Origin of the sequence: Pedobacter gandavensis (assembly GCF_032678745.1) — a bacterium.
GTDB classification, from domain to species: Bacteria; Bacteroidota; Bacteroidia; order Sphingobacteriales; family Sphingobacteriaceae; genus Pedobacter; species Pedobacter gandavensis_C.
Map to the genome: position 1 here is coordinate 654,241 of NZ_JAVTST010000002.1, position 25,884 is coordinate 680,124.

The 25,884-nt window shown below is 39.3% G+C and carries 20 protein-coding genes and 2 tRNA genes; 7 read left to right on the forward strand and 15 right to left on the reverse strand.

Features of this window, described 5'->3' with window-relative positions; all coding sequences use genetic code 11:
• Window positions 1-34: 34 nt before the first annotated feature.
• The 8 genes from R2S10_RS10575 to R2S10_RS10610 all read right to left on the reverse strand — a co-directional run bounded on the left by R2S10_RS10575 (window position 35) and on the right by R2S10_RS10610 (window position 12,939).
• Entirely contained in the window at window positions 35-1,300 is a 1,266-nt protein-coding gene (locus R2S10_RS10575; protein WP_316840417.1) for a TlpA disulfide reductase family protein, read from the reverse strand.
• Entirely contained in the window at window positions 1,300-2,733 is a 1,434-nt protein-coding gene (locus R2S10_RS10580; RefSeq protein WP_316840418.1) for a PKD-like family lipoprotein, read from the reverse strand. Before R2S10_RS10580 ends, R2S10_RS10575 begins: the two co-directional genes overlap by 1 nt.
• A 27-nt stretch (window positions 2,734-2,760) precedes the next feature.
• Window positions 2,761-3,438: a DUF4843 domain-containing protein gene (locus R2S10_RS10585; RefSeq protein ID WP_316840419.1), complete on the reverse strand. Its 678-nt coding sequence runs from the start codon at window positions 3,436-3,438 to the stop codon at window positions 2,761-2,763.
• 10 nt (window positions 3,439-3,448) lie between these two features.
• Window positions 3,449-4,852, reverse strand: a complete 1,404-nt coding sequence (locus R2S10_RS10590; RefSeq protein ID WP_316840420.1) for a RagB/SusD family nutrient uptake outer membrane protein — start codon at window positions 4,850-4,852, stop codon at window positions 3,449-3,451.
• Window positions 4,853-4,861: 9 nt separating this feature from the next.
• Window positions 4,862-8,251, reverse strand: a complete 3,390-nt coding sequence (locus tag R2S10_RS10595; protein WP_316840421.1) for a SusC/RagA family TonB-linked outer membrane protein — start codon at window positions 8,249-8,251, stop codon at window positions 4,862-4,864.
• Between the two features lie 216 nt (window positions 8,252-8,467).
• Window positions 8,468-9,757, reverse strand: coding sequence for a FecR family protein (locus R2S10_RS10600; protein ID WP_316840422.1), 1,290 nt, complete (start codon window positions 9,755-9,757; stop codon window positions 8,468-8,470).
• Between the two features lie 146 nt (window positions 9,758-9,903).
• On the reverse strand, window positions 9,904-10,485 hold the full coding sequence (locus R2S10_RS10605; protein ID WP_316840423.1) for an RNA polymerase sigma-70 factor: 582 nt from the start codon (window positions 10,483-10,485) through the stop codon (window positions 9,904-9,906).
• A gap of 117 nt (window positions 10,486-10,602) precedes the next feature.
• Window positions 10,603-12,939: a glycoside hydrolase family 3 N-terminal domain-containing protein gene (locus tag R2S10_RS10610; protein ID WP_316840424.1), complete on the reverse strand. Its 2,337-nt coding sequence runs from the start codon at window positions 12,937-12,939 to the stop codon at window positions 10,603-10,605.
• A gap of 302 nt (window positions 12,940-13,241) precedes the next feature.
• On the opposite strand from R2S10_RS10610, the gene R2S10_RS10615 reads away from it, so the two are divergent.
• Both R2S10_RS10615 and R2S10_RS10620 read left to right on the forward strand, forming a co-directional pair.
• Window positions 13,242-13,415: a hypothetical protein gene (locus R2S10_RS10615; RefSeq protein ID WP_316840425.1), complete on the forward strand. Its 174-nt coding sequence runs from the start codon at window positions 13,242-13,244 to the stop codon at window positions 13,413-13,415.
• A complete protein-coding gene (locus tag R2S10_RS10620; RefSeq protein WP_316840426.1) occupies window positions 13,415-13,603 on the forward strand; it encodes a hypothetical protein in 189 nt (62 codons plus the stop codon). The genes R2S10_RS10615 and R2S10_RS10620 overlap by 1 nt, the downstream gene beginning before the upstream one ends.
• Before the next feature lie 24 nt (window positions 13,604-13,627).
• Here R2S10_RS10620 and R2S10_RS10625 read toward each other — a convergent pair whose 3' ends face one another.
• From R2S10_RS10625 to R2S10_RS10640, 4 genes are all read right to left on the reverse strand, one after another.
• The gene (locus tag R2S10_RS10625) at window positions 13,628-15,826 is read right to left on the reverse strand and encodes a B12-binding domain-containing radical SAM protein (protein WP_316840427.1); all 2,199 of its coding nucleotides are present in this window, start codon (window positions 15,824-15,826) and stop codon (window positions 13,628-13,630) included.
• Between the two features lie 97 nt (window positions 15,827-15,923).
• Window positions 15,924-17,123: a winged helix-turn-helix domain-containing protein gene (locus R2S10_RS10630; protein ID WP_316840428.1), complete on the reverse strand. Its 1,200-nt coding sequence runs from the start codon at window positions 17,121-17,123 to the stop codon at window positions 15,924-15,926.
• A gap of 13 nt (window positions 17,124-17,136) precedes the next feature.
• Window positions 17,137-17,685, reverse strand: a complete 549-nt coding sequence (locus R2S10_RS10635; protein ID WP_316840429.1) for an RNA 2'-phosphotransferase — start codon at window positions 17,683-17,685, stop codon at window positions 17,137-17,139.
• Between the two features lie 85 nt (window positions 17,686-17,770).
• The gene (locus R2S10_RS10640; RefSeq protein WP_316840430.1) at window positions 17,771-18,070 is read right to left on the reverse strand and encodes a hypothetical protein; all 300 of its coding nucleotides are present in this window, start codon (window positions 18,068-18,070) and stop codon (window positions 17,771-17,773) included.
• A 268-nt stretch (window positions 18,071-18,338) separates the two neighbouring features.
• Between R2S10_RS10640 and R2S10_RS10645 the strand changes: the two genes are divergently transcribed.
• The 5 genes from R2S10_RS10645 to R2S10_RS10665 all read left to right on the forward strand — a co-directional run bounded on the left by R2S10_RS10645 (window position 18,339) and on the right by R2S10_RS10665 (window position 24,699).
• Window positions 18,339-19,478, forward strand: coding sequence for a helix-turn-helix domain-containing protein (locus tag R2S10_RS10645; RefSeq protein ID WP_316840431.1), 1,140 nt, complete (start codon window positions 18,339-18,341; stop codon window positions 19,476-19,478).
• Between the two features lie 155 nt (window positions 19,479-19,633).
• Window positions 19,634-21,091, forward strand: a complete 1,458-nt coding sequence (locus R2S10_RS10650; protein WP_316840432.1) for a serine hydrolase domain-containing protein — start codon at window positions 19,634-19,636, stop codon at window positions 21,089-21,091.
• 83 nt (window positions 21,092-21,174) lie between these two features.
• Window positions 21,175-21,723, forward strand: coding sequence for a LemA family protein (locus tag R2S10_RS10655; RefSeq protein WP_316840433.1), 549 nt, complete (start codon window positions 21,175-21,177; stop codon window positions 21,721-21,723).
• A 9-nt stretch (window positions 21,724-21,732) separates the two neighbouring features.
• A complete protein-coding gene (locus tag R2S10_RS10660; protein WP_316840434.1) occupies window positions 21,733-23,676 on the forward strand; it encodes a DUF2207 domain-containing protein in 1,944 nt (647 codons plus the stop codon).
• A 402-nt stretch (window positions 23,677-24,078) separates the two neighbouring features.
• The gene (locus R2S10_RS10665) at window positions 24,079-24,699 is read left to right on the forward strand and encodes a hypothetical protein (RefSeq protein ID WP_316840435.1); all 621 of its coding nucleotides are present in this window, start codon (window positions 24,079-24,081) and stop codon (window positions 24,697-24,699) included.
• Window positions 24,700-25,056: 357 nt separating this feature from the next.
• Here R2S10_RS10665 and R2S10_RS10670 read toward each other — a convergent pair.
• From R2S10_RS10670 to R2S10_RS10680, 3 genes are all read right to left on the reverse strand, one after another.
• A tRNA-Arg gene (locus R2S10_RS10670) sits at window positions 25,057-25,130 on the reverse strand.
• An 88-nt stretch (window positions 25,131-25,218) separates the two neighbouring features.
• Window positions 25,219-25,292, reverse strand: a tRNA-Arg gene (locus R2S10_RS10675).
• Window positions 25,293-25,401: 109 nt separating this feature from the next.
• Window positions 25,402-25,866, reverse strand: coding sequence for a redoxin domain-containing protein (locus tag R2S10_RS10680; protein WP_316840436.1), 465 nt, complete (start codon window positions 25,864-25,866; stop codon window positions 25,402-25,404).
• Between the last annotated feature and the right edge of the window lie 18 nt (window positions 25,867-25,884).

Here is a 25,884-nt window from a genome sequence, read left to right on the forward strand (position 1 = left end):
GGATAAGACAAATAGGTTTAAAAACACCATTGCTTTATAAGCTCAAGGCACTTTCTATCAATACGGTAACCTTTTCAAAAGCGGCATCAGTTCCTCCGGTAAAACCACTGAGTGCATACCTGACATTTCCTGCTTTATCGATGACGAATTTAGCGGGAATACCAGACACTTTATATTTCTTAATCACTTCATAAGCACCGGCTTTTTGTTCGTCCATTAGGATCTGGAAAGAGAAGCCTTTTTCTTTAATGAAGCTGGACACTTGTTTTGTTCTTTTTTCCGGATCTGTTTCTTTCTCAATGCTGTTGATAAAAAGGAATACGACATCTGGATGGTTTTTGTATTTATCGACTGCCTTTTGCATTGCTGGAAAAGAGCGAACACAAGGGCCACACCAGGTTGCCCAAAAATCAATAAACACTACTTTTCCTTTTAATTCTTCCAGAGCTACGGTTTTTCCGTTCAGATCGCTTAGTGAAAATAAGGGTGCCGGGTAATTGACCTGTTGTGCAGCTAAACTGCTTTCTTTTTCTTTTCTCAGCTGTTGATACAGACTTTCCAGGTGCCCAGGAAAATCCTTTTCTTTTTTTCCTAAACCTACCCAGCTATCTTTTAGTGCTTGTTTCAATTCATCGTCGGCTAGCCCCTGTTTAATGACATCTTCCAGGATCAGCGTTGCGTCGGCGTACTTCCCATTCTTTTGAAGAATTAGCGCATAGGTTTGCAAGTCGGAATTTTTCATCAGGCCTGGCTTACTAATCGGTTCGATAAAACGAAGTGCATCTTTATATTGGCCTGCACGGTACAACAAGTTTGCATAAGCCGTTTGATACGCATAGTAAGCATTTTCCTTTCCTTTATCATTTACCTTTCCAGAAGTCAGGTTTGGTTTATTTTCGGCTATTTTCTTTTTTAACACCTCTTCAGCCCTACTCACATTCTGGGGATCGAAAACTGTTTTCGGCAAAGCAGCGTAACCTTTATGTCTCAGGTTGGCATCCTGAATCTGAGCAACATATTCCAATGCGGTCTCATCTTTAAATTTAATCAGCTGATTGGCGGCGTCCTGTATTGCCAGATCCTGAAAAAAAGATAGACCTGAATTGTTCATCTGAGCAAAGCTTTTCATGCTTTTTTCAAAAGCCAATTTGGTTGCCTCGGCAGAATCCTGAGCGCCAATACTCATTAACCCCTGCAAACCTGATTTGGTCTTATTTTCTTTACCTGGCAGGTTATTCTGTGCGTATATATTGCCGCTGATGATTCCCATCAGCGACCATATGATCCATTGTTTCCTCATTATTTTCTATTTTTAAATTCCAGAAACACGGGTTTATCCAGGTTCTTATATTCTTTAGTAAAGGTATCGTTGGTAAAACCGCCCAATCCATCGATAGAAAAGGTATATACTTTCCCCACATTATTCTGAAAGGTTCCAACAGCGAGGGTTCTGTTGTTATCTGAAAAGCTTACCCAGGTACTTTGACTTTGTTTTAGGCACAATGCAGTAATTTCTTCTCCGGCAGGAAAAGTATAAACTATTTTGGCACTATTCTTTTCAATATCCAGGAGGTAAATACTATTCCCTATGGCATAATATATATGCATATACATCCCAGAAAAAGCAAATAATTTTGCATTTTTCAGTTCTGGGGCCGCGCTCACATTATGAAGTCCGGCAGCTCCACCGTTGCTTACCCTATAGATATAAAATGCATCTGATCCATTGTCTTTCATCAGGTAATTGTAATTATCCCCAGGTGCTTTTCCTGCGGCAATCAATTCCTTACCGATCTGATTCATGTTAAAAGCTGCATTTGCAGGGATAGAAAAAGTGAACACCGCATTATTTGAATAATTCAGGAAGCGTTGATTTTTCGTATCATAAAGGATTCCTGCATCATTAGAACCAGGGGAATAGATGAACTTAGAGATCTTATGATCTCCACCTAAAGGAGCGCCAAATCTAAGGTCAACTTGTCCGCCATAAAAACTACCGTTGGTTACCATAAATGTGGCTGATCCAAAGGTATTATAGGCATAATTCTCCGGATGCAATTGCTCAGGTTTTGCAACAAACCAATCCTTCGCATTTTGAATCTTTATAAAGCTTGCATAATTTACCCGAACAGCGTCTTTTTCTGATAAGATAATGATGTTCTGAGCGGAGTTAAAAAAGGTAGCCAGAACTTTGATGGAATGGGCCCCATCCGGTAAATTTTCTGAATTTGCGGTACGGTAAATATCACGTACAATTGTTCCATTTGCATTTAACAAGTCTATATCGCGGCTCTTATCTGCTTTTTCATTAATCACCATCCATCCTTCACTAAGTTTACTACTCACTTCCATAAAGAACTTCTTAAAATAAGAAACTCCGGTTTCCGTATCTGTTACTGTATAGAGTAAAGTATACTTATCTGGTTTCAAACCGATCGCCACATTCAGATCTTTCTGAGTGCTTAATACTTGTGAACTGGAATTGCCAATAGGTGCAGTATACAAGTAGGCTGACCATTTATAAATGAGCCTTGTTTCTGGAATAGGCGTAGTTTGCGTAATTACAGGACTCATCTTTGCGGTATCAAATTGTAATACATTGATGGTATCTTTGGTATTACTTTTCATGCTGATTTTGTTGATCTCATGAAGGTCGTAATTACCTTTATCCTTGTAACAGCCTGTTATGGCGATACCCGCCAGGAGAATCAGACTTAAAATATATCTTTTCATTGTTAGCATAAATTTAAGGGTGAATGATTATGGGAATCTAACCGGAACTTCATTTTCGTCGAGCAGTTCCTTTCCATTTTCCAAAAGGTACTTTGCTACATAATTCCGACCTATTCCACGTATGTAGATGAGGTTTTCCACACCAATATTGGCGAATTGAGAAAAACCAGTTTCGCGGATGATCAGTCCATATTTCACCTGACTATAGGGTCCAAACCTAATTTCATCCCATGGATTTGGTTTTGATAAGAAATTATTCAGTTTAATGAGAAAACTTTGAAGCTCTGTAGTTCCGGGTTTAAAATCACTAGAGGTCCCCAGTTTAATCCAGATTCTTCCTTCGGTTTTTCGCAGTTCTTCGGTTTTAATCACCTTTACCATTAAAGTACCTACATAGCTATTTGCAGGAATCACTACTGGAAGCAGTTCATAATTTGCTGTGCCTAGGGTCGTTTTTTCAGGAATCACCCCATAGTTGACGCTCCTGTCCCGAGGACTAGGAAGTCCCATAATTCTTAGTGGAATCTTAATGGTATCATAAGCTACGCTTGTTTCTTTAACAGCAAAAGAGTATAAGGTGCTATCCCCATTCTGTTTATACATGTTAATTTTAGCATCCAATTCGTAAGGCATTAATTTTTCTTTCTTGCAGGCTGTTTGAAAAACAGCAAAAACAAAAAGAAACAGGTATATCATTTTTTTCATCGTTCAGGGTTTATTGAGGGTTAAATTCAATTTCATCTAAAGGTTTAGGGAACACATAAACGGCTGAGTTGAGTGCTTTCCCATATCCTGCAATCCGGGCTGTATTTGTACGTTTGTAATAAAAAAACAGTTGTCCTTCCTGACAAAATTCCTTCCGGTATTCTTTAAAAATCTCCGTCTTTATCTCCATCGGATTAAAGCTTTGGCTGAGTTCCGCAACGCCTCTGTTTTTCCTGATGGTATTGAGCAAACTAATTTGTTCTCCAGGATTTGTGGCAGTTTCAGCAGCGATATAATACATTTCGGAAAGGCGGATTAATGGAATTCTTTTGATAAACATTCCACTGGTCTGGATGTCATCCTGCAGATATTTCACAGGAAGATCAGGTACGGTTCCACCATAATTTTTCCATAGAAAGATCCTTCGAAAATCAGTACTACTCCCTTCAAAAAGCTCGCTGATAAAGGTCGCTTTGTTGGTCAGGACGTTATGATCAGCTGCTGCTATGAACAATTGGTCATTGATACCTTTTAAATCGGACACATAAATACCGAACAAGTGTTCTGAAACGAAAGTACGACTCGGTGTACTGCCAGCCAGTGTACCACGATCTACAAATGGGAACAATTTACTGTTGTTAACGATCAGCATTGCTTTTTCATAAGCATTTATTTTATCGCCTTTGTACAAATATATCCTGGCCAATAGTCCATTTGCGGCCCAATAATTAAAATGGTTTCGGGTATGGGAAAGGAAAGGATCGGCTACTCCATACACCACCGATTTATGGACTGATAACAAGCTTGTAGCTTCCTTCAGGTCTTTTATACAGGAATCAATGAGTGCCGTTCCTGAAATTGCAGGTCTGACTTTCATATTAAAACCGCTTACATAAGGGATGGATTTCTGACCTAAGCCCTCTTCGGGAATTGGACCAAAGGCGCGCAATAAATCGAAGTGTAAAAAGGCTCTTAAACCGAGTGCTTCTCCTTTTACCAGTTCATAATTATTTCCTGTAAACACATTTCTTTTGGCTTCTATACCTTCCAATAGGTTATTGACATTTGCGATGGCATTATAAGAATTCCGCCAAAAGGCATCAATGGTTCCCTGGACTCTGGCATCTGTATATTCGTATAAACCTGCTTTATTGTAATTATGGGTGGATGCGGAAACGTCATAATATTGTGCGAACACATCCATTGTGCCCATGGTAAACTCTTTGGCATATAAAGAAGGGGAGGCCAGTTGGAGGTATACCCCGGTTAAGGCATCTTTAAATCCCTGTTCATCCTGAAATAGCACACTTTCACTGACATTCGTTTTCGGCTTTACGTCCAGCCATTTTTTACAACCGGTACAGGCAATAAAAACGATGCATAGGGCAGTTGTCATTTGTTTTATAGTGGTCATGGTCCTGAATTAAAAAGTGGTGTTTAAACTAAAGGTGAAATTCCTGGCAAATGGATAGGATAATCCGCGTTCAATCTGAATGGTAGAGAGTTGCAGGATGTTATTTGCCTGTAAGCCAAACCTTGTATTTTTAAGGTTCCATTTAGAGCTGATTTTATCTGGAAGAATATATCCAAAAGAGATACTGGTAAAGTTCAGGTAGTTGTTTTTTTGCATAAACCTGGAGGTGGCATTGGTATTACTGGTCACCGCTCTACCTTCCAGGGTAGCAAGGCCTTTGAAAAAAGTAACATCTCCCGGCTGTTTCCATCGCTCTAAAAACACCCTCTCATCAACATTCATTGAGATATTCGCATTCTCTACACTACTGGCCAGGGTGCTGTTGTACTGTTTACCCCCCAACTGGTAACTGAAGTAAGCACCAAACTGGAATCCTTTATAGGTTAGGTTTGTCCCCAGATTTCCGCTGATTTTCGGTAATTCATCGCCTACAACTACTTTATCCGCAGGATTCCAGATATAGGTCAGTTCTCCGTTGCGGTCGTAGTATACTTCCTTACCCGTACTTGGATCAATACCTGCGGAACGTACTGCCCAGATCGCATTTACAGAGCGTCCTTCCTGATATCTTGGTTGCGGTTTAGTTTGCTTATTCTGATCCGCCATGGCATCACTCTCTTCATTCATTTTCTTTAATGAATTGGAGATCTTGAGGATTTTATTTCGGTTATTAATAGCGTTAACAAACATGCTCCAGGAAAGAGCGCTGGCACCAGGTTTTATTAAAAAGGCGGTCAGGCTACCTTCAATACCTCTATTGCCTAGCTTACCCATATTTTCTTTATAGGAACTGACACCTAAAGATGGTGGGGTGCTGACATCGAGTAACAGGTTATCTGTGGTTTCGAAATAAGCATCTAACCTCAGCTGGAAGCGATCCTGAAAAAGGGAAATATCTGCACCTAGGTTCGTTTTATTGGTCTGCTGCCATTTTAGATTGGGATTTCCATAGCTCATCAGGTTAGCGCCATACATGCCCAGATAATCCTGTCCCGTATTGTAAGTATAGGTGGTGATGGCCATAAATGGCGAGAACTGCTGACTTCCTGTAGTTCCTATGCCACCGCGCAATTTGAAACGGTTAACAACTGGTTTCAGACTCGCCATGAAGGCTTCTTCATGTAGGTTCCATCCAAGGCCAATTGCCCAAAAGGGTGCAAATCTGTTCATTTCTCCAAATTGTGTGGAGCCATCTACGTTAAGCGCCAGGTCAAAAAGGAAACGTCTATCGAAAGTATAGTTGAAACTTGCAAAAGAAGAGATTCTTCTGGTGATGTTATCTTGTCCACTGGGACGGCTACCTTTCTGGTATTCTTTTCCAAAAAATATTTCATCCAATCTGTTATTTGGAAATCCCCTTACTAAAATTCCTGTGGATTCACTATGTTGTTCCGCAGCAGATGCGCCTATAGTTGCATAAATCATATGTTTACCGAAAGACTTGTTGTAATCAGCGGTCAGGCTACCATCATAGTTAAAGAAGGTGCTATTATTCTTGCTATAACTTCCCCTGGTGTTGTATTCATCAGAATTATAGTCGCTGATTTTGGCAAAGGAAGTATGATCTGCCGGAAGGAAATTATTGCTTTCGTCCTTTTGACTTGAAAACCCGAATTTACCGGTCAGTCTTAAGCCACTGTCAAATCGCCATTCCAAAAAGGTATTGTTGCTGATACCCGAGTATTTAGAATTGCTCACTGTACCCAGATTGGCATTGTACAATGGGTTTCCAATTGGAGAGCTGGTATTAAAACTAGGATCTACAATATCTTCCAATGATTTTTTAATGTTTCCATTGGCCTCATATGGATTCCAGTAAGGATTTAATCTGGAATAATCTCCAAAACTTCCATAAGGAGAGTTGTCTGATTTATTGGCGGTTACATTGAGTTGGTTCCTCACCATAAATTTATTTTTACGATAGGAAAGCGACATCCCTCCATCGTAGGTTTGTCTGCCAGAACCTTTCATTACGCCTTTATTATTGCCATAACCAAAGTTGACACCATACCTGACAAACTGATCTCCACCTTCCACATACAAACCTTGTCTGGTTCCAACTCCTGTTTGCAGAGGTTGAGACAACCAGTAAGTATCTACGCCTCTCGCGATTTCTGCTCTTCTATTGGCATAACGTTGATCGAGTACGGTTTGAGCCTGAGGAACGGCACTGAAATACAATCCACCTACCCTTTCCAATTCTAATTTATCTTTTGCATTGAGCAGATGATAAGAACTAAGGTCGGGCGCGGTTAACTGGAGGGTACTGCTGTAATTGATGGTCATTTTTCCTGCCTGAGGTTGTTTGGTTTCTACCACAATTACCCCATTTGCTGCACGCGCGCCATAGGCAGAAGTGGCCACAGCATCTTTCAGGATGGTGATTTTATCGATTCGGGTAATGTCCAGATCATATATTTTCTGAAGGCTGACTTCAAAACCATCCAACATGAATAATGGCATGCTGGGATTAGATTGATAGGCGGCCATAAAATCTGCTCCGGAAGAAGGAATTTCTCCATTTTCACCTACTGCCTGTCCGGGGAAATTGTTTGTACCTCTCAAACTGATTTTTGGCAATCGGTTAGGATCACTACCGAACTCCATATTATCAGGAACGCGGATCGCCGGATCAAATACTTTAATGGCATCAAAAACATTCATTGCATTTACAGTACGGAGGTCGGCACCTTTGATAGTGGTTGCAGCGCCGGTAAAGTTCTCCGTTGGTCGGGAGTATAGTCCGGTTACGACTACACTGGTAAGTTCTGATACCGACTCCTCCAATTTCACATTGATCGTGGTTTTATTCCCTGCTTTTTCTTCTTTCGTTTTATAACCGATGAAACTAAATACTAAGATTTCTCCTGCTTTGGGCACCACAATCGCATACTCACCTTTGCTATCGGTGGTTTTCATCAGGTTACTCCCTTTAACTTTTACTGTAACCCCGGGTATAGGCTTTCCAGAAAAATCGGTTACTTTTCCCTGTATCGTTACGGGGTCTGCGGCCTTGGTTTCTGTAGCGTTTCCCGGGATTGACTTTGGGCTGATGACGATATTTTTATCTTTTCGGACATAGGTCAGGTTTTGTTCTGCGAGGATTTGAACTAGTACTTCATGAAGTGGTTTCTTTTTAAAATTCACATTCATTTTTTGTGCATCCTTAACTTTGGAGGATTGGTAAAGCACATAAAACCCCGTTTGTTTAGTTATTTCATCAAAGACCTCCTTTAGTGAGGCGTTCTGTTTGGTATAGGTCAGTTCTTGTGCAAAACTGCTGGCTCCTACCTGCGCCAAAAAGAAAGTCATGATGAAAGCAATCAGGCTAAGCCTCATAATTATTTGCCGTTTTAGTATTGGTTCAATACGCAATGACGCGACAGGAAGGCAGGCGAATTGCCTCCAGCTACGCAGATCACAAAATTTCATATATTTGTTTAGGTTGAATTGTAAAACTTATTGGTTCGAAACGGATAGGTAAACATGAAAATCTGAACCGGGGATGTTAGTCGCATCTCCGGTTCACTATATCCTCATGTTGCTTGGGTAGTTTTATTTCATGACGATGATTCTCCTTTCTTCAATTTTAAAATGGACACCTCCGGTTAATTCCAGGGCTTCCAATACACTGGATACTGCTTCAAATCGGGACACACGGCCGGAAAACACCTGATCAGGGCTGATCCGATCGCGATAGCTGATCTCTACATTATACCATCTGCTGAGTTTTCTCATGATACTTTCTAAAGGTTCATCATTGAACTTAAAGTATCCGTTTTTCCAGGCGGTAGCTTCTTCGACATCTGCCTTTTGTAATTGAATTGAATTGGACTCCATTACACTTTGTTGTCCGGGGATTAAGATTTTTGAATAGCTGGTATGGTTTACTAAAACCATTACAGAACCTTTCAACAGCGTGGTTTTAAGCCTTGATTCCTCAGGGTAGGCATTCACATTAAAATGCGTTCCAAGCACTTTTATCGTCTGTTGTCCGGATTTAACGAGGAAAGGTTTTTTGGGCTGGTGGCTGACTTCAAAATAAGCTTCTCCGCTTAATTCCACTAACCGTTGGTTTCCCTTAAATTGTTCCGGGTATTTTAAAGTTGATGCTGCGTTGAGCCATACTTTTGTACCATCGGATAAGATGATCTGGTATTGTCCGCCTTTAGGAGTGCTAATGGTGTTGAGTTGTTTAACTTTTACTCCTTCTTTCGCATCCCTTGTTCCAGGGCTTGCCATGATTTTAGTCCCATCATTATAGCTCAATTGATTGGCAGTAATCACGACCGCTTCTTTGCTTTCATTTAAATGTATACGACGGCCATCTGCTAAGATAAGCAGGGCACGATTCCCTCCGGGAACAGCGTCATAAACCACTGAGGTTTTATTTTTCAGCGTGTCTTCCTGTTGCTGATAAAAATAAATGCCCAGGGTTAAAATGATCAGAATTGCCGCAGCAGCCCTAAAAACGAAACTATTGCTCCATTTTTTTAAATGTGTTGACCTGGATGTGCTATTTGAGTCAATATCATTTGAGACATTGCTGCCTGAGAAATTCTCTTTTGAAATATCCTGCAAGGCCTGCGCTCCGGAAGTAATTGCTTTAGGCAATTTATAGATCTTTTCGAGTGTTTCCTGCTTTCTGGTATAATTGCCAATTGCGATGATGGCCTTCATTTGTTGCTCAGGATCCATTATTTCCCTCAGCAGCTGTTTATGCTCTTCCTTACGGTTTAACCATTCCATTAGGTCTTGCTGCTCGGCTGCAGTAAGTATTCCTTCCCGGTGACGATTAATTAAATAAGTGATATAGGTTGCTTCGCTTACTTTATGGCGCTCCATGCTCCTTGTGTTTTCTAATAACACTGAGCAAGAGATAAAAAGTACCAGCCAAAAAAACAATTAATTACAAAAACCTGAAGTTCAATGAATTAATTTTGAGATCAGTTCAATAATTTATGATTTCCAGCTAGGATTTAGGGGGGTATTTATTTCAAGAGATAGGCGTAAAGTAAGAGGAAGTAGAATGCATCTTTTGATACTGTTCCTCTTAAAATAGAGAGTCCACGATGTTTGTGATTTTTAACCGTTTGTAAGGATATCCCTAATTTATCGGCTATTTCAGGATTTTTCAAGTCTTCCACAAATGACATTTTGATCACCTGCGCACATTGCGAAGGCAGTTTATCAATGGCACGATAAATTTCGGCCCATATACCTGCCTTAATCATATTGTTAAAGAAGGTATTTTCAATAGGATCATTTTCGATCGCATAGTGGTCTTCTCTAGCTTTAAGATTTTCTAATGATTTGGCATGGGTATAACAGGCATTAGCCGCAGCACGATATAAATAAGCTTTTAGATGTTCTGCATCATTAAAGGCAGTACTTTGTTGCCATAGTCTCGAAAAGAGTCCTGCAATAATATCTTCAGCCTGGTCGGCATCCCTCACATATCGCTCTGCGAAAAAACAAAGAGGTTCATAATAAAGATTATAGATACTGGTGAATTCCTCTTTATTTCCCAAATCTATGGGTATAGGCGATTGCAGCTCTAAGTCTTGGTTCATGGTTCAGGAAGCGGAGGTTAAAGGCGGTTGTTAGTTGAGTTGAAAGGTATCCCGCTTTAAAAATAGATAAATATGTGATTAACCTAAAATCTAAGCAGATCTTTTTTAGTTAAACTCTTAAGGCAGCTCCGCTTTTAATTTCTGTTCATCAGAACTTCCTCCAATAAAAATGTTAAACTTACTTTCTGGCTCAAAAACGCGCTTCATTTCTAGGTTAACAATGGACAAATCCGATTTTGATAGTTGAAATTCCATTGTTTTTGATTCACCAGTTTTCAGGTGTACACGTTCGAATTTCTTTAATTGCTTTAAGGGTTGAGACACGGAAGCATATTGATTATTAAGGTACAACTGTACCACCTCATCACCATCATATTTGCCAGTGTTGCTCAGCTGAAAAGAGACTATAAAAGATTCCTGATCTTGTGCTTTGACTATTTTTAGTGCTTTATATTCGAAAGTAGTATAGCTTTTCCCATATCCAAATGGGTAGAGTGGCCTGGCCAATTCTTCTACATAATTATGATCCTGAGTGCTTTTTTTATTGTAGTGAACCGGGATTTGTCCTACATTTCTAGGTACGGAGATCGGCATTCTTCCAGCAGGGTTGTAATCTCCGAACAACACATCGGCAATTGCTGTTCCGCCTTCTTGTCCGGGGTACCAGGCGCACAATAGCGCATCGGCATTTTGGGCGGCCCAATTCATATTTAAAGGACGTCCCTGGATGTAAATTACGACAAGCGGTTTACCTGTTTTCTTCAATTCTTTAAGTAATTCCAGCTGTTTTCCCAGAAGATCTAAATTGGAGCGATCAAATCCTTCTCCGCTTTCCATGTCTGAAGTATTTTCTTTTGAAGTGACTGCTGCTCCTGTATTTAAGTATTCTGTTTTGAAATCACGAGCGCTGGAACCTCCAACAACTGCGACCACCACATCAGCTTGTGTTGCCGCCTTAACAGCTTCCCTAATGCTCAGGTTAGTGGTATCGCGGATGGCACAACCCTTTACATAGGTAACGTTTGCTTCTGGTAGTTTTGCTTTGATTCCTTTGAGTACTGTGATGACCTCTCCTTCCCTTTGCGGAGCCGTATAATCCCCGAGCATATTATAAATGTTATCAGCATTAGGTCCTACTACCGCTATTTTCATTGATTTTTTAAGCGGAAGTGTCTGTGTTTTATTTTCAAGCAGGACGATTGATTCGAGGGCAAGTTGTTTGGTTACTGCGATATTCTCTTTGGTCTTTACTCCCTTTTCCGCTTTGCTGATGTCTACATAAGGGTTTTCAAATAAACCCATTTCAAATTTCAGTGCCAGTATGCGGTATACAGCCTCATTAATTCTACTTTCTTCCAATGCTCCATTTCTGACAGCCTCTATGAGATTTGGATAAGCGTTCCCTCCTAAATCGGCATCCAGACCGGCTTTTATGGCTAATAATGCGGCTTGTTTATGATCTTTCGCAATGCGATGACTTCCTTTAATGCCTTCTATACTTCCGAGATCCGAGACGCTGAACCCTTGAAATCCCCATTCTTTACGAAGGATATCTTTTAGCAGGAATTGATTAGCGGAACAGGGGATTCCATCAATGGAATTATAAGCCGCCATTATGGATTGGGCACCAGCATCAATGGCCGCTTGAAATGGGGGCAAGAAATCTGCCCTTAAATCGCGTTCTCCTATACTGGCAGCACTTCCATTTTGTCCACTTTCAGGAATTCCATAGGCTACAAAGTGTTTTAAGGTAGCAATGGTTGAATAAGGATGGTTTAATTTCCCTGCACCCAGGCCTTTGACGATAGCAACCGCCATACTGCTTGTCAGGATAGGATCTTCGCCATAACTTTCTTCTACTCTTGACCATCTTGGATCGCGACTAAGGTCTAATACTGGTCCGTAACTTATATGGGCACCTTGCAGGCGTACTTCCTTTCCCATGACGTTGCCCATTTTTTCCAGGACCGCTGGATTCCAGGTCGAGGCCTGTCCAATTCCTGTTGGAAAAACAGTCGTGCCGATGGCCATGTGTCCATGTGGCGCTTCTTCTGCCAGAAAAATAGGGATGCCTAATCTCGTATTTTCTATCACATAACGCTGTAAGGCATTGCCAGCCTTTGCTGCCAATTGCGGGTTCAGTCCGTTGGCTATGGTTTTCTGGGTCCAGGGATCTGCACGATAGGTGGCCCATAACATGCCAATATTTTTTTGTTTAACTATATTCTTGAATTTTTGAGAGACACTGATTTCATTTCCTTTTCTATCATACATTTCCCAGCCCAGTGGACATAAGAGTTGTCCGATTTTCTCTTCGATAGTCATTTTACTGATCAGGTCGTTTATACGGGCAGCTACAGATTGCTTTGGATCCTTGTAGATTACTTTTTGTGCGGATACATTTATTCCTAGCAATAAGATCATCAAAGAAATAGAAAGGGAAGCTTTATTCATAAGGGGTTTATTTTGACTCAATGGATAGGCTAGATGCAAATAGTTCATTATAAGTATCGCCAATAAAATGGAGTAATGCACTTTTTAATGAAAATTAAAGGCAAAATTATAACAGAAGCCACCTTTTATGTCATCACATTTTATGGGATTATGAAGGAAATTTCCGAAAAACAGTGGTTCTCCAGTGAACAAAAAAGAGGGAAAAATAGATATAACTAAATAACAATCATATATTTGCAGCATTCAATAGAAATAGTCCGACGTAGTTTAATAATATAAATACCGTTAAACAACAGCAGGAAATGGCAACACCGCAGGAAAAATTCGCAGAAGCATTATTAACGTTAAAGGAATTGCAGGAAAAAGGCGGATCCGCAATATATACTGCAGAAATTCCTAATCGGTCACAGCGAGAGATTCTGGTAAAAAATGGCTTCATAAAGGAAGTATCTAAAGGCTGGTATATCTCTTCTTGATGAACATTATGCTGGCCTCCGGAGGTTATCCATGGACAGTTATCCCTGTAGAAAAAAGAGAGGAGTACATGAAATCATTGGAAATTGCCAGTGTGACACAAGACATCAGTGCTTTTGCAAAATTCATGGCCTATCTCGTTAGAGAAAATATGAACGGTCAACCTGTTGCTCATCTACCAGGGAAATAAGTAAAGAGGTTTAAAGATTTTGGACTATAAAACCAATAGCCCGGCATCTCTTAAATTATAAACAGGTTCTGAATACCAGAACAGTTCAAAAAGTTCCATTGACTTTTCATAATCCGCTTTAATTTCCTGGAAGGTATACACTTGTGTATTGGAAACTGCTATTTTCTGTAAGATAGACACCAGCCATTCTCCCTCATTTTTATTGGTCTGTACAGTAAAACTGTCTTTTTTATCATGAAAAGTTAGGACCATTGTTTCCAAAGGTTTGTTCTTTTTATACTTGGTAAAGATTTCTGTACTTGGCTTCCCTCCTAACCACACGATCTTAGCCGTTGGCTTGGTATTGAGCTTACTCTCTTCTTTTATCGCTTTCTCAATAAAATCGGCAGGAATCTCTGTTTTAGGAATCTTAAAGTCAAACCAATCCTGCAGCTTATATTCGAAGCAGATGCCATGCATGAAGTTAAACAACGATTTCTTTAGGCCGAAACTAAATTTATTGTGGTCTATTCCAGTTTTATCAATGTAGTTGATGTCATTATTGGCAAAGGTTCCTATTTCTTCGGTTTCTTTGACCACGCCAAATTTCTCAGGATATAGGCCAACTGGGCTATGTGCGGTCATGGCAAACTGGTGCCAGAAGCCAGATTGTAACACCCCTGCTTCGAACAATTGTCTGACCATCTCCAGACTGTCTACAGTTTCCTGAATCGTTTGCGTTGGGTAGCCATACATCAGATAAGCATGAACCAATATTCCTGCTTCAGTAAGGTTCCTTGTCACACGAGCAACTTGCTCAACTGTCACTCCTTTATCAATTAGCTTTAATAAGCGATCTGATGCGACTTCTAAACCACCAGAAACGGCGATACAGCCTGAGGCTTTGAGCAGGATACACAGATCTCTGGTAAAACTTTTTTCGAATCGAATGTTTGTCCACCAGGTTACGGAGATTTTTCTTCTTAGGATTTCCAGGGCTACCTCTCGCATCAATGCTGGTGGTGCTGCCTCGTCCACAAAGTGAAAACCATTCTGACCAGTTTTTTCACTTAGCTCTTCAATCCGATCTACAATCAGTTTAGCGGCAACAGGTTCGTAGACTTTAATATAATCTAATGAGATGTCACAGAAAGTACATTTCCCCCAATAACAGCCATGGGCCATTGTTAGCTTATTCCAGCGGCCGTCACTCCACATCCGGTGCATTGGGTTTACAATTTCTATCACCGAAATGTATTGGTCGAGTTTTAGATCGCTATAATCTGGTGTTCCTACATCAAATTGCTTATAGTCGGTTCTTAGGGCATCATTTTTATAAACTACTTCTCCATTCTCTAATAGGAAGGTTCTTTTATATAGATGGAAATTTCCTTTTTTTGTGATGGAATCATAAATCAGTTCCACCGGGAGTTCTCCATCATCTAAGGATATAAAATCGAAGAATTCAAATACTCTTTTATCCGAAAGGGATCGTAGTTCTGTATTAGGGAAACCACCACCCATTGATATTTTAATATCAGGATAGTTTCTTTTTACATATTGCGCAGATCTGAAGGCGGCATATAAATTCCCTGGAAAGGGAACTGAGATTAAGAATAATTTAGGTTGAATACGAGCAATTTTCTCTTCCAGAATATCCATCAGGAGTTTATCCATATAGGTATATTCCTGATTTAATGCTCCATAAAGCTCATCAAATGAGTTCGCACTTCTACCCAATCTTTCGGCGTAACGACTAAAACCAAAATTAGGGTCAATACATTCAATGATGAAATCCGAGATATCCTCGAGATACAGGGTAGCCAAGTGTTTCCCTTTATCTTGCGTTCCCATGGTACCAAATGCCCAATCCAGTTCATCCAACTGCTCAAACCTTGAAGCTTCTGGCAAAAAGTCCTCCTGACAAATTTGCAATGCCAGGGTTGGGTTTTTACCTTGTAAAAAAGCAATTACCGCATCAATGGTCTTGATATACTCGTCTTTTAAAGCTAAGATCCGTTTTGCATTTAAGCCTTTTGGCTGAGTAGCTTTTTTCTCCGCATGAGAGAAAAGCTCCGTTAATCCTTTCCTGGAGAATAAAGCCAGGATCACTTCAATACCTAAATCTGCCTGAGTGGAAGAGATATTTTTAGTATTTAAAAAACCTTTAATATAGGCAGTTGCAGGATACGGGGTATTCAGCTGGGTAAAAGGAGGGGTAACAAGGAACAGATCTGTTTTCAAAATGGAATAGTATTACGCTGCAAAAATACAATAATACTTTAACATGCCATTAAAACAAAAAGGAGGCTGCTCTGCTGAGAGGAATAGCAGCTAGGATTTAAACTTTTTCAAGAAAACTTTTTCTGATGGCTTTCAGATAATATTCATTGTTGGATTGTTTGAAAATAACATCCAAACATTTATTGAATTGGGCAAACGTTTTCAGGCTTTCAATAAACTTCTCTATTGTGGTTTGGTCGAGATCAATGGCTTCAAAATGTATGTTATGAACGATCAGCAGCTTTTGTTTGCGATCGGCTTTTGCGTCCATTCTTGCGATAAAAGTTTCCCCTGCGAGTACCGGTAATGAAAAATATCCGTAAAGACGTTTGGGCGCAGGCACAAAACATTCGATCTGGTAATCAAAATTAAAGAAGTCTTTAAGTCGGTGGCGGAAAACGTTGAGGATATCGAATGGGGAAAGGATGAATACATCGTTGGACAGTTCAATCTTAATTTTCTGATTGGGCAGCATATAGAAAGGTGTCTTCAATCCCTCAACAGTGACCATGTTGACCTGACCAGTCTGAGCCATTTTCTCCAACTCCTTTTTAACAAGGTTACCTTTTACCCGACGGGATCGCCAGTTTATTTCCTTAATAGAGGCAATACCCAATGCAGCTAAAGTTTGGCAAATGATAAAACGAGCGTATTCTTCCGCTGTAGGCATACTTAAGTCTATGTCTTCCGGCACTAGATTGAGTGGCAGATCGTACACTTTCTGGAAACTTTTACCGCGACTGATCATCAGCTTTCCTTCCAGGTAAAGCCTTTCCAGTGCCACTTTGGCTGGTCGCCAGTCCCACCAGCCTGAACTGGCTTCAAAACGGTCGTTCTCAAAATCCCCAACCATCTTTGCTCCCTCACGTTCCACCTGATCCATGATCTGCTTCATTAAATTACCTTCCGGCTTGCTTAGTACTTTGCCTTGTGTTTCAAAAGCTTGTTTTACAGGTAAGGAGAAGCGGAAGTCGCGCATGGGAAGATAACCTGCATCAGAACTGAAATACTCATATATACGTCCTTCTTCGCAAAGTTCGGTTAGCCATTCCGTTTGATAACCCGGTACACGCGCAGCCATCACATGGTGATGAGCGCGTTCCACGACATAATTTGTATCCAGCTGTACAAATCCTAAATGATCAATCAGCCGATAAACAGCTTCGATTCCCGTACCAAATTGAGCTTCTCGAGCAAGTCCAGCAGCTTCAATGATGATTTTCCTTGCTTGTGATTTCGTCAGGATGATAGGTTCCATTTTCAGCCAGTTTTTAACCTATCTCTAGAAATTGAACAGGAACATGGTCTGTAAGCCAGACGTTATTTTCTGATAAATAGAACAAATGGCCAGCCTGATGCATCATTCCCGCCTGCACGGTAAGAACAACCGGTTTCCCATGTCGTCCTCCTACCTGTATTGCGGTTTGTTGATCCTGACTCAGGTGTACGTGTTGTCTTTCACGCTTTTCTAAGCCGGTATTCAAAATTGATTCTACAGATTTAGCTGCTGTACCATGAAAAAGAAAATCAGGTGGGATCTGTGCTACATAACCCAGCTCTACGACAATCGAGTGGCCCTGACTGGCGCGTATCTGTTCCCTGCTTTCATTAAAAGCAAAGCGTTTTTTACTATTGGTTTCCACAACCTCATCCAACAGTGCCTGATCAATGGGGATATCATGTGAATTCATCTGTTGAATTAACACCTTAACATCTACCCAGCCATGCTGGTCTAGTTCAATACCAATCAATTCAGGCTGATGCCTAAGTACCAGGCTTAAAACTTTACTGATCTTGGTCAGCTCTTTACTACTCATCATTTCACAAAATAATTACATCATCATACGAGGTCTTATGGTAAAAAAACCTGATGATCAAATCTAATGCTTTTAATTTATGGCTTATTTACTTTAATGCCTTTATCTTTTCAGCCAGTAACGTCAAGACGGAGGGTTTAGCGATCAAATCAAAACTCCAGATATCATCTGTGATAAAAACATAGTGGCCGTCAAAACTGTAAATAAAGTCTCCTCCTTCCAAACCAACAAGCCAGTCTTCTTTTTTCAGGTCTGGGTAAGTGCGCAATACTTGCTTGCAATATACTCTGATTTCTTCTTCCTTAAACTCATCCAGCATAGGTAAAATGCTGTTTTCTCCAGTCAGCCCATAGGTAGACAACATTTCATCGATCTTACTTTTCATCATACTTTAAAAATAATCCTATTGGCAATTTAATATTTAAACAGATACCTAACGAAGGTATAAATTCTGGCCTGAACTTCTATCCATGCTTCAGGAAGGCTATCTTTTTTGCCAAAAACTAATCCAAAATTATCAAGAAAAGCCCTTTTTAATCGCTTAAATCGATTATATTTAAACCCACATTGTGTCTAAAAACAAAACTTATGTTCTTAGAAACCTAATGTTACGAACAAACTGAAAACCAACTTTGCTAAAATAAAAGAGAAAAAGAATGACTGAGATTAATTTATTGATTATTGTAACTGTAATATCCTTATTTATCTCCCTATTTCTTGCGTTTTTTCTACTCACAGTCAAGTCGGAACACAAAACAAGCAATGTACTCTTTGCACTTTTTCTCATCATTACTTCTATAGATGTCTGTGAACCTTTGTTTAATTCGATGGTTGATGGTCCATCAAATCTGGGAATGCTAAGAAATACCTTTGCTTACTTACAAATTCCTGTTTTTTATCTCTACGTATTATCTGTTTGTTATTCAGATTTTAAGCTCAGCGCCAAACATCTATTACACCTGCTTCCATTTTTAATTGGGAACCTGTTACTATTGCCTCGCTTTTATACCGTAGACCTGGCTTCTAAAATTAATTTTCTTCAAAACCGTCAGCATATGATAGAACTGCAATTCAATCATATACTTATACATGTTCAACTCCTGGTATACCTGGTTGCTGTTTTTATGATATTAAGAAAAGCTAAAAAACTCTATCAGGAAAACTATACGGGAACCAATATCCAATCCTACAATTGGCTGTTTCAGTTTACGACGCTGCTGACTATTTTTTATTTGATAGCCCTTTTTAAAAACATTTTTAAATTTTCGGATTATCCCAATATCTCTGAATCGATAAAAATAGGGCTTCTGCTATTTCAACTCCCTATTGTTTGCTGGTACTTATTTAAGGCATTAAATAATCCGGGTTTATTTAGAAGCGTCGATTCAAAATTAAAACTGGTAAAGCATATCATTTCGGAAGAGAAAAAGACCGAGCAATTGGTAGTAAGTGAAGAAGAGTATAACGAAGAGCTATTGAAACTAAAGCAGTACATGGTTGAAGAAAAACCATTTCTTAATCCTTCCTTAACGATCCAGGAAGTTTCTAATGAAATTAAAGTTCCTGTTCGAGACCTTTCGCTTTTAATAAATCATAAGTTAGGACAACACTTTTTTGATTTTATAAATACCTATCGGATAGAAAATGCGAAGGACATCTTGAAAGATGCAACAAAAAGTAGGCTGACCATTCTTGAAATATTGTATGAAGTTGGTTTTAATTCAAAATCTTCTTTTAATACTGCCTTTAAAAAGCATACAGGTCTTACGCCTACATTATATCGCAAACAACTGTAAAACAGTATTTTGTAAAAAGTCGTACTTCCTATCTGAAAAAATCGAACTCATTATTTTCATAAAAAGGGTTCGACTTTTTTCAGTCGGTCGCCTAGCCATAATTTCCCCCAGATATTTGTATCGAAATAATTTTTTAATCTAAAAAAAGCGATACAATGAAAAGCATTATCTATTTACTAATTCTTACAGGACTAATTTCGAGTTGTCAAACTAGCAAAAACCTAGTATCAAAAAAAAGAGAATATAGCTATATCAGCGACAGTTTAAAGATCGACCAGCAATTAGAAAAGTACAAACTTGCAGGTTTTAGTGTAGTTGTTTTTCAAAACTATGAGCTGGTTTATTCAAAACAATTCGGTGTAAAATCAAATAATTCTACAGAAAAGATAGATGAAAACACTGCTTTTTCAACTGCATCCATTTCAAAACCGATTACTGCGCTTCTTTGTCATATACTTGAAGAGAAAGGCTTAATCAATTTAAACGACCCAATAGATAAATATTTAAAGCGCTGGCATTTACCAAAGAGCAAGTTTACTGAAAACAACAGCCCAACCTGGAAACAATTCCTTAACCATACTTCTGGCACTAGTCAGGGTGGCTTTGCCGACCATTATGAGGGAGATACCCTACCTACAATAAAGCAGAGTCTTCTAGGACAAATTCCAAGGTATAAGAAAGAGATTGAATTCCTATTTAGTCCAGGAACGAGTTTTGAATACAGTGGTGGCGGTTTTGCCATCGTTCAAATGGCATTAGAAGACACGCTTAACCAGCCTATTGCAAAACTTGCTGAAGAATATATTTTTTCCCCTCTTGGCTTAAAAAACACTACAATGATACAGCCTAATGAACCTGGATTTCCAACTAATGTTGCGCTTGTGCATGATGAAAACGGAAAAGTTATTAGAACAGGTTTGCCAATTATCCCTCAGGTTGCCGCATCCGGTTTATGGTCTACCCCTACTGATTTAGCTAAGCTTGCTATGGAGATCCAAAATGCATTGCGTAATAAAAACAACAAGGTCATTTCGCATCAGGTGGCAAAAAAAATAACGGAGGTTAGCGCTTTAAAAAATGCGGCTGGTGGATGGGCTTCCGGATGGCAAAAGTCTTTTGGTTATAACAACTACGATTGGTTTGCATGCAATGGTTCCAATACCGGAGTTGGAGGCAGTATTTTTGCAACGATGACAGATGGGAACGGATTCGCATTTCTTGCCAATGGTGAAAAAAAGAACCGTTTTCCTGTGATGACTCAAACCCAAAGAAAGATTCTTACCCTGATGAACTGGGAGAAAAAAGCACAGGAAGAGGTTCAGGAAATTCCTTCAAGCCTTAAAGCGCAACTGATCGGAACTTATGATGACTTCCTATATGGCCAGAAAATGGAAACTAAAATAGTAGAAAGGAATAACCGTCTATATGTAGAATCTCCACTTTTAGCACATTTTAAAGGAAAAAATGAAAATGAGCTGGTATACCTGAAAAATGGCTTGTTTAGAATTATCGATTACCCCAACTTGTTAAAGTTCGATTTCAATGATGGAAAACTAACTGAGGTGACCTTGACAAGAGGGAATCTGAGTACCAAAGTTCAACTCAGCAATTAAGCACAATAACCGGAGAGCTGAACAAAAGAACGCTATTGACATAGCGTTCTTTTGTTGGATTTTTTGCTATCTTTCTCCTACCTATGTTATACCTCTTAATCGCGCTAATCTGCCTGCTAATAGTTGGCAGCATATTTTATTACAACTCTCTTGTGATCAAGAAAAACAGGATGAAAGAAGCCTGGAGTGGGATTGATGTTTATTTAAAAAAACGTTATGAATTGATCCCCAACCTCATTGAAACGGTTAAAGGTTATGCCAGTCATGAACAAAAACTGATGCAGGACCTGGTTCGGTTACGTAATGAAGCCATCCAGTCCCAAGCAAACCAAGATAAAATTAACGCTGAAAACCGTCTTTCAGAAAACATCGGCAAGCTGATGTTCATTGCAGAAGGTTATCCCGATTTGAAGGCAAATACCAATTTTCAACAGCTCCAAACTCAATTGGAAACCATAGAAACTGAAATTGAACAATCCAGAAGATATTACAATGGTACAGTGAGGGAGAATAACATTCAGGTTCAATCCTTTCCTTCCAATCTTGTCGCTTCTTTATTTGGATTCCAAAACGGCATTTTCTTCGAAATCAATAATTCTACAGAACGAGAGCCTGTAAAGGTTTCTTTTTAAATCAGCAATATGAAATTAAAACAGCTATTTGCCTCTCTTGGGCTGTTGCTTATATTAGTGCTCATTCCTGCTTTGTTCATAAGAACTATAGCACAGGAACCACTTACAGCACAAACTGAGCAGGATAACCGATCTGAAAGAATCATTTCTTTTCACACCGACATCAGGATTGATACCTCGGGGATGATGTACTTATCTGAAAAAATTAAGGTTTATGCATCTGGCGATCAGATTAAACGCGGGATTGTTAGGAATATCCCAATTTATCGGAAAGATATATTTGGCGACAAAAAGTCCGCAGATTTTGAAATAACGAGCATTTTAAAGGATGGGAAGAAGGAAAACTATAAGACAAAAAACGATGGTAGCGTCCGCAGTATATATATAGGTGATGAAGATATAATTCTTAATCCAGGTGTCTACACCTATGAAATCAAATACCAGACTAAAGGACAAGTCGGTTTCTATAAAACCTATGATGAAATTTACTGGAATGTTACTGGTAGTGACTGGGATTTCGAAATAGAGAAAGCCTCTGCCACCATTGTACTTCCTAATGGAGCCTTACCTGGAAACACAGCTTGTTATACCGGTCCTTCTGGTTCAACCAGTAAAGACTGTAACATCAGCATAAATCCAGACCAATCTATAAGTTTTCAAACTACGCAAGTTCTGCCATCAGGAAGTGGATTGACTGTAGCCTCCGCTTTTACCAAGGGGATAATAAAGAGGCCATCAAATTTCGATCTTTTTTACCAGGACTACCTGAAAATAACCTTGACAGCGCTGTTGCTAATTGGGCTTGGAATTTACTATTACATCAGCTGGTCTCGTTATGGACGTGACCCAGAGGAACCAGTGATCATTCCCAGCTTTAATGTTCCAAATGACTGGTCCCCGGCCCTACTCCGCTATTTTTACATCAAGAAAATAGATGATAAGTCTTTTGCCATTTCGATCATCAATATGGCCGTTAAAAAAGTCATAAAAATCAGTAAAGGAGCAGGTCTCAAGGAAGAAGATTATGCTGTTGAAAAATCAACTGGTTCAACAAGTGTATTGTCAAAAGAAGAGGATGCGATTTATGTCCGCTTTTTCAATAAAAGAAATAGAATATACATCAATAAATCAAATGGTTCAACGATTAATGCAGCAAAGAATGCACATAGTGATCGATTGAAACCGCAGCTTGACTTAAAAAGTTTCTTCATTAGCCATAAAAAACATTTAATCACATCAACGCTAGTTACGCTCGCAGCATTTGGGGTGTTCATGTTTTTTGTAGAAACCGGTACTCCTTTGCTAGTGCTGTTTCTCTGTCCATTTATTGTGATTGGGGGATTTTGCTTCTTTGGAGGATTCAAAATGATACGAGAATCTATTCCTGTAGGGGTTTTCCTGATCATCTGGGGAGCTGGTTTCGGTGGAGTTCCACTGTTTATGCTCCTTTCTAATTTGAGCAAACTACCCATAGTTTCGCTTGTATTTATTGTTGCCAGTATCCTCATGTATGGATGGTATGTTTTCCTGATCAGGGCACCTACAGCAGCAGGGTCTGATGTGATCAGTAAGATTAAAGGTTTTAAAATGTATTTGGAAACAGCAGAAGAACATCGGTTGAACATGCTCAATCCACCAGAACATACGCCAGAATTGTTTGAGAAATTCTTGCCTTATGCGCTTGCGCTTGATGTAGAGAATGCCTGGGGAGCCAAATTTGAAGCGCTACTCAATGAGGCAGATTACAGTCCTGATTGGTATGAAGGCGACAGGTTTTATTATCCTCATATTGCAAAAAGCTTTATTGTACCATTTAGTACTGCAGTCAGTGATAGTAAACCAGATACAGGCTCTTCGTCTGGATCATCAGGAAGTTCAAGCTGGAGTTCAGGAAGTAGTGGTGGTGGTTCTTCTGGTGGAGGCGGTGGTGGTGGTGGCGGCGGTGGCTGGTAAGCACTGAGCCATATTACTGAAAAACATCCATCTAAATAGGCATACAGTTTCAGCAATGATTCCCCTTTTTACCATCATCATTTTTATGATTATAAGCAAAAGAACAATAGACTTTTTAAAGGTCTTTCTATATCAGAAATTGAACAGATGATCGGCTTGCCAAAAAGCTTTGGCAGTTTTGATTATGGGGTTGAGGCTGGCAAGTGGAAAATAAGTAACTTTCTGGTCGAAATATGGTTCAAAAATCAGATTTGCACTGAGGTTGTAACTGTTTAAATTAATCTAGGTGTCGGAGGCAGACAAATATTATAATATCAAACCATGAATAGAAAGCGACTGATTATTCTTTTCCTGTGTCTCATATCAGGAAGTACAGCCTTAAACGCTCAGGATTCCCTATCAGTGTGGAAAATCGAGTACCAATACCTGTACAATTCATCTGATACACTTATTAAGCCAGATGCAAAATTTGCTGGTATAGCAACCTATGGAAGGGCAATACTATATTACACAGATTCAGCCTATCGGCTCCAATACGCAGCAGATCACTGGGAAATTGGAGACTTTAGCGCCCCTCATCGCTATAGTATTCATAACAATCTGGCCAGAGAAGGACTTTCAGCCGTACAGCAAATGCCAGAAATTTATGAACTTTCAAATGATGAATTTCCAATCATCTTATGGGCTAATGATTACAAGATGCTGAAAGCTGAAGGAAATTTTGAGCTCATGGGAATGGCATGTAGTAAAGTTGTTTTTCATCCTCAAAAAAAACTTGTAGATGCCATATATGAGGTCTATCTATCGGATAATATACCCAAAATTCCCTGGCGCCCTTATACATTCATGGACCAGGTGCCTACTGGATTTTTGGGTTTATACAAAAAAAATGAGGCAAACACCTTACTTGAAGGCATAGAAGCAAAGGAAATCAAACAGGTCAACGTCCCAGTCAATTTTTTCAGAGTTCCCAAAACCATGAAAATTAAACGGATGATTGCTCCACCCAAACTGAATCGTTAATTCGCTACTATTGGACATTCAGAAAATAAAAGAAATGGAGTCCGTTTCAGAAAATCCTATTTTTATGGCATGCAACAGATACTAATTGAAGAATATTTTTCTGCACCCCTTTGGCAGATAGTTGTACATCGCATTCTGAGCCTTAACCTATTCAATCATCAAATCAATCAGTATTATTAATGTACACGCTTCGTGGCTTAATCAATATATCCTTTTACTTGACAACTTTAAAACGAGCCAATGGGGCCATTTAGACTTTAAAAATCAGTCAATTCCAAGAAATTTTAAGAATGTGAATATCAGGCATGTAAATAAAAAAAGAGGGAATCTCATTACTGAAATTCCCTCTTTCCAGAGTGCACTTGTAGGGATTCGAACCCCAAACCTTCTCATCCGTAGTGAGATGCTCTATCCAATTGAGCTACAAATGCGTGTTTCATTTGTGTGGTATCTTGATCGGTTTTGCAATCGATGTTCGACATTTTAACAAAAAAACCTTAGATTTCTCTAAGGTTTTCGTGCACTTGTAGGGATTCGAACCCCAAACCTTCTCATCCGTAGTGAGATGCTCTATCCAATTGAGCTACAAATGCATTTCCTTTTAACGTTGTTTCGTTATTGGACTGCAAAAGTAGTGTTTGAAATTGAAAATACAAACTTTATTTAAAAAAAATTTCAAACACTACTGCTTAAAAACTGCGATTAGGCTTCAATTGAGCGTTTAATTGCGTCAAAATCAGGCATATTCCCTGCATCTTCTAATACTTCTGCATGGATAATTTTTCCTTCTTCATTAACTACAAAAGCTGCTCTTTTTGAAATTCCTTTCATATTAAATACGAAATCTTCATAAAAAGCACCGTAAGCTTGCGATACTTCTTTATTAAAATCAGAAAGTAAAGGGAACTGGTAGCTTTGATCTTCTTTAAATTTAGCCAGCGTAAAAGGAGAATCTACAGAAATACCTACTACATCTGCGTTCATTCCTTCATAATAACCAAAGCTATCTCTCATGGTACACAACTGGGCAGTACATACGCCTGTGAAAGCCAATGGGAAGAAATGGATCACCAATTTTCTTCCTTTATAATCAGATAGGGATACTTCTTTCAGGTCTGAGCTGAATAATTTAAAATCCGGGGCTTGATCGCCAACTTGTAATGCCATAATATATATGTTTTAGAA

Coding starts and splice junctions, on each gene's coding strand:
- R2S10_RS10645 (WP_316840431.1), top strand. CDS start 18,339: ATGACTGAGATTAATTTATTGATTATTGTAACTGTAATATCCTTATTT.
- R2S10_RS10620 (WP_316840426.1), top strand. CDS start 13,415: ATGAACATTATGCTGGCCTCCGGAGGTTATCCATGGACAGTTATCCCT.
- R2S10_RS10650 (WP_316840432.1), top strand. CDS start 19,634: ATGAAAAGCATTATCTATTTACTAATTCTTACAGGACTAATTTCGAGT.
- R2S10_RS10630 (WP_316840428.1), bottom strand. CDS start 17,123: ATGGAACCTATCATCCTGACGAAATCACAAGCAAGGAAAATCATCATT.
- R2S10_RS10575 (WP_316840417.1), bottom strand. CDS start 1,300: ATGAGGAAACAATGGATCATATGGTCGCTGATGGGAATCATCAGCGGC.
- R2S10_RS10655 (WP_316840433.1), top strand. CDS start 21,175: ATGTTATACCTCTTAATCGCGCTAATCTGCCTGCTAATAGTTGGCAGC.
- R2S10_RS10585 (WP_316840419.1), bottom strand. CDS start 3,438: ATGAAAAAAATGATATACCTGTTTCTTTTTGTTTTTGCTGTTTTTCAA.
- R2S10_RS10580 (WP_316840418.1), bottom strand. CDS start 2,733: ATGAAAAGATATATTTTAAGTCTGATTCTCCTGGCGGGTATCGCCATA.
- R2S10_RS10600 (WP_316840422.1), bottom strand. CDS start 9,757: ATGGAGCGCCATAAAGTAAGCGAAGCAACCTATATCACTTATTTAATT.
- R2S10_RS10635 (WP_316840429.1), bottom strand. CDS start 17,685: ATGATGAGTAGTAAAGAGCTGACCAAGATCAGTAAAGTTTTAAGCCTG.
- R2S10_RS10660 (WP_316840434.1), top strand. CDS start 21,733: ATGAAATTAAAACAGCTATTTGCCTCTCTTGGGCTGTTGCTTATATTA.
- R2S10_RS10680 (WP_316840436.1), bottom strand. CDS start 25,866: ATGGCATTACAAGTTGGCGATCAAGCCCCGGATTTTAAATTATTCAGC.
- R2S10_RS10590 (WP_316840420.1), bottom strand. CDS start 4,852: ATGACCACTATAAAACAAATGACAACTGCCCTATGCATCGTTTTTATT.
- R2S10_RS10615 (WP_316840425.1), top strand. CDS start 13,242: ATGGCAACACCGCAGGAAAAATTCGCAGAAGCATTATTAACGTTAAAG.
- R2S10_RS10640 (WP_316840430.1), bottom strand. CDS start 18,070: ATGATGAAAAGTAAGATCGATGAAATGTTGTCTACCTATGGGCTGACT.
- R2S10_RS10595 (WP_316840421.1), bottom strand. CDS start 8,251: ATGAGGCTTAGCCTGATTGCTTTCATCATGACTTTCTTTTTGGCGCAG.
- R2S10_RS10605 (WP_316840423.1), bottom strand. CDS start 10,485: ATGAACCAAGACTTAGAGCTGCAATCGCCTATACCCATAGATTTGGGA.
- R2S10_RS10610 (WP_316840424.1), bottom strand. CDS start 12,939: ATGAATAAAGCTTCCCTTTCTATTTCTTTGATGATCTTATTGCTAGGA.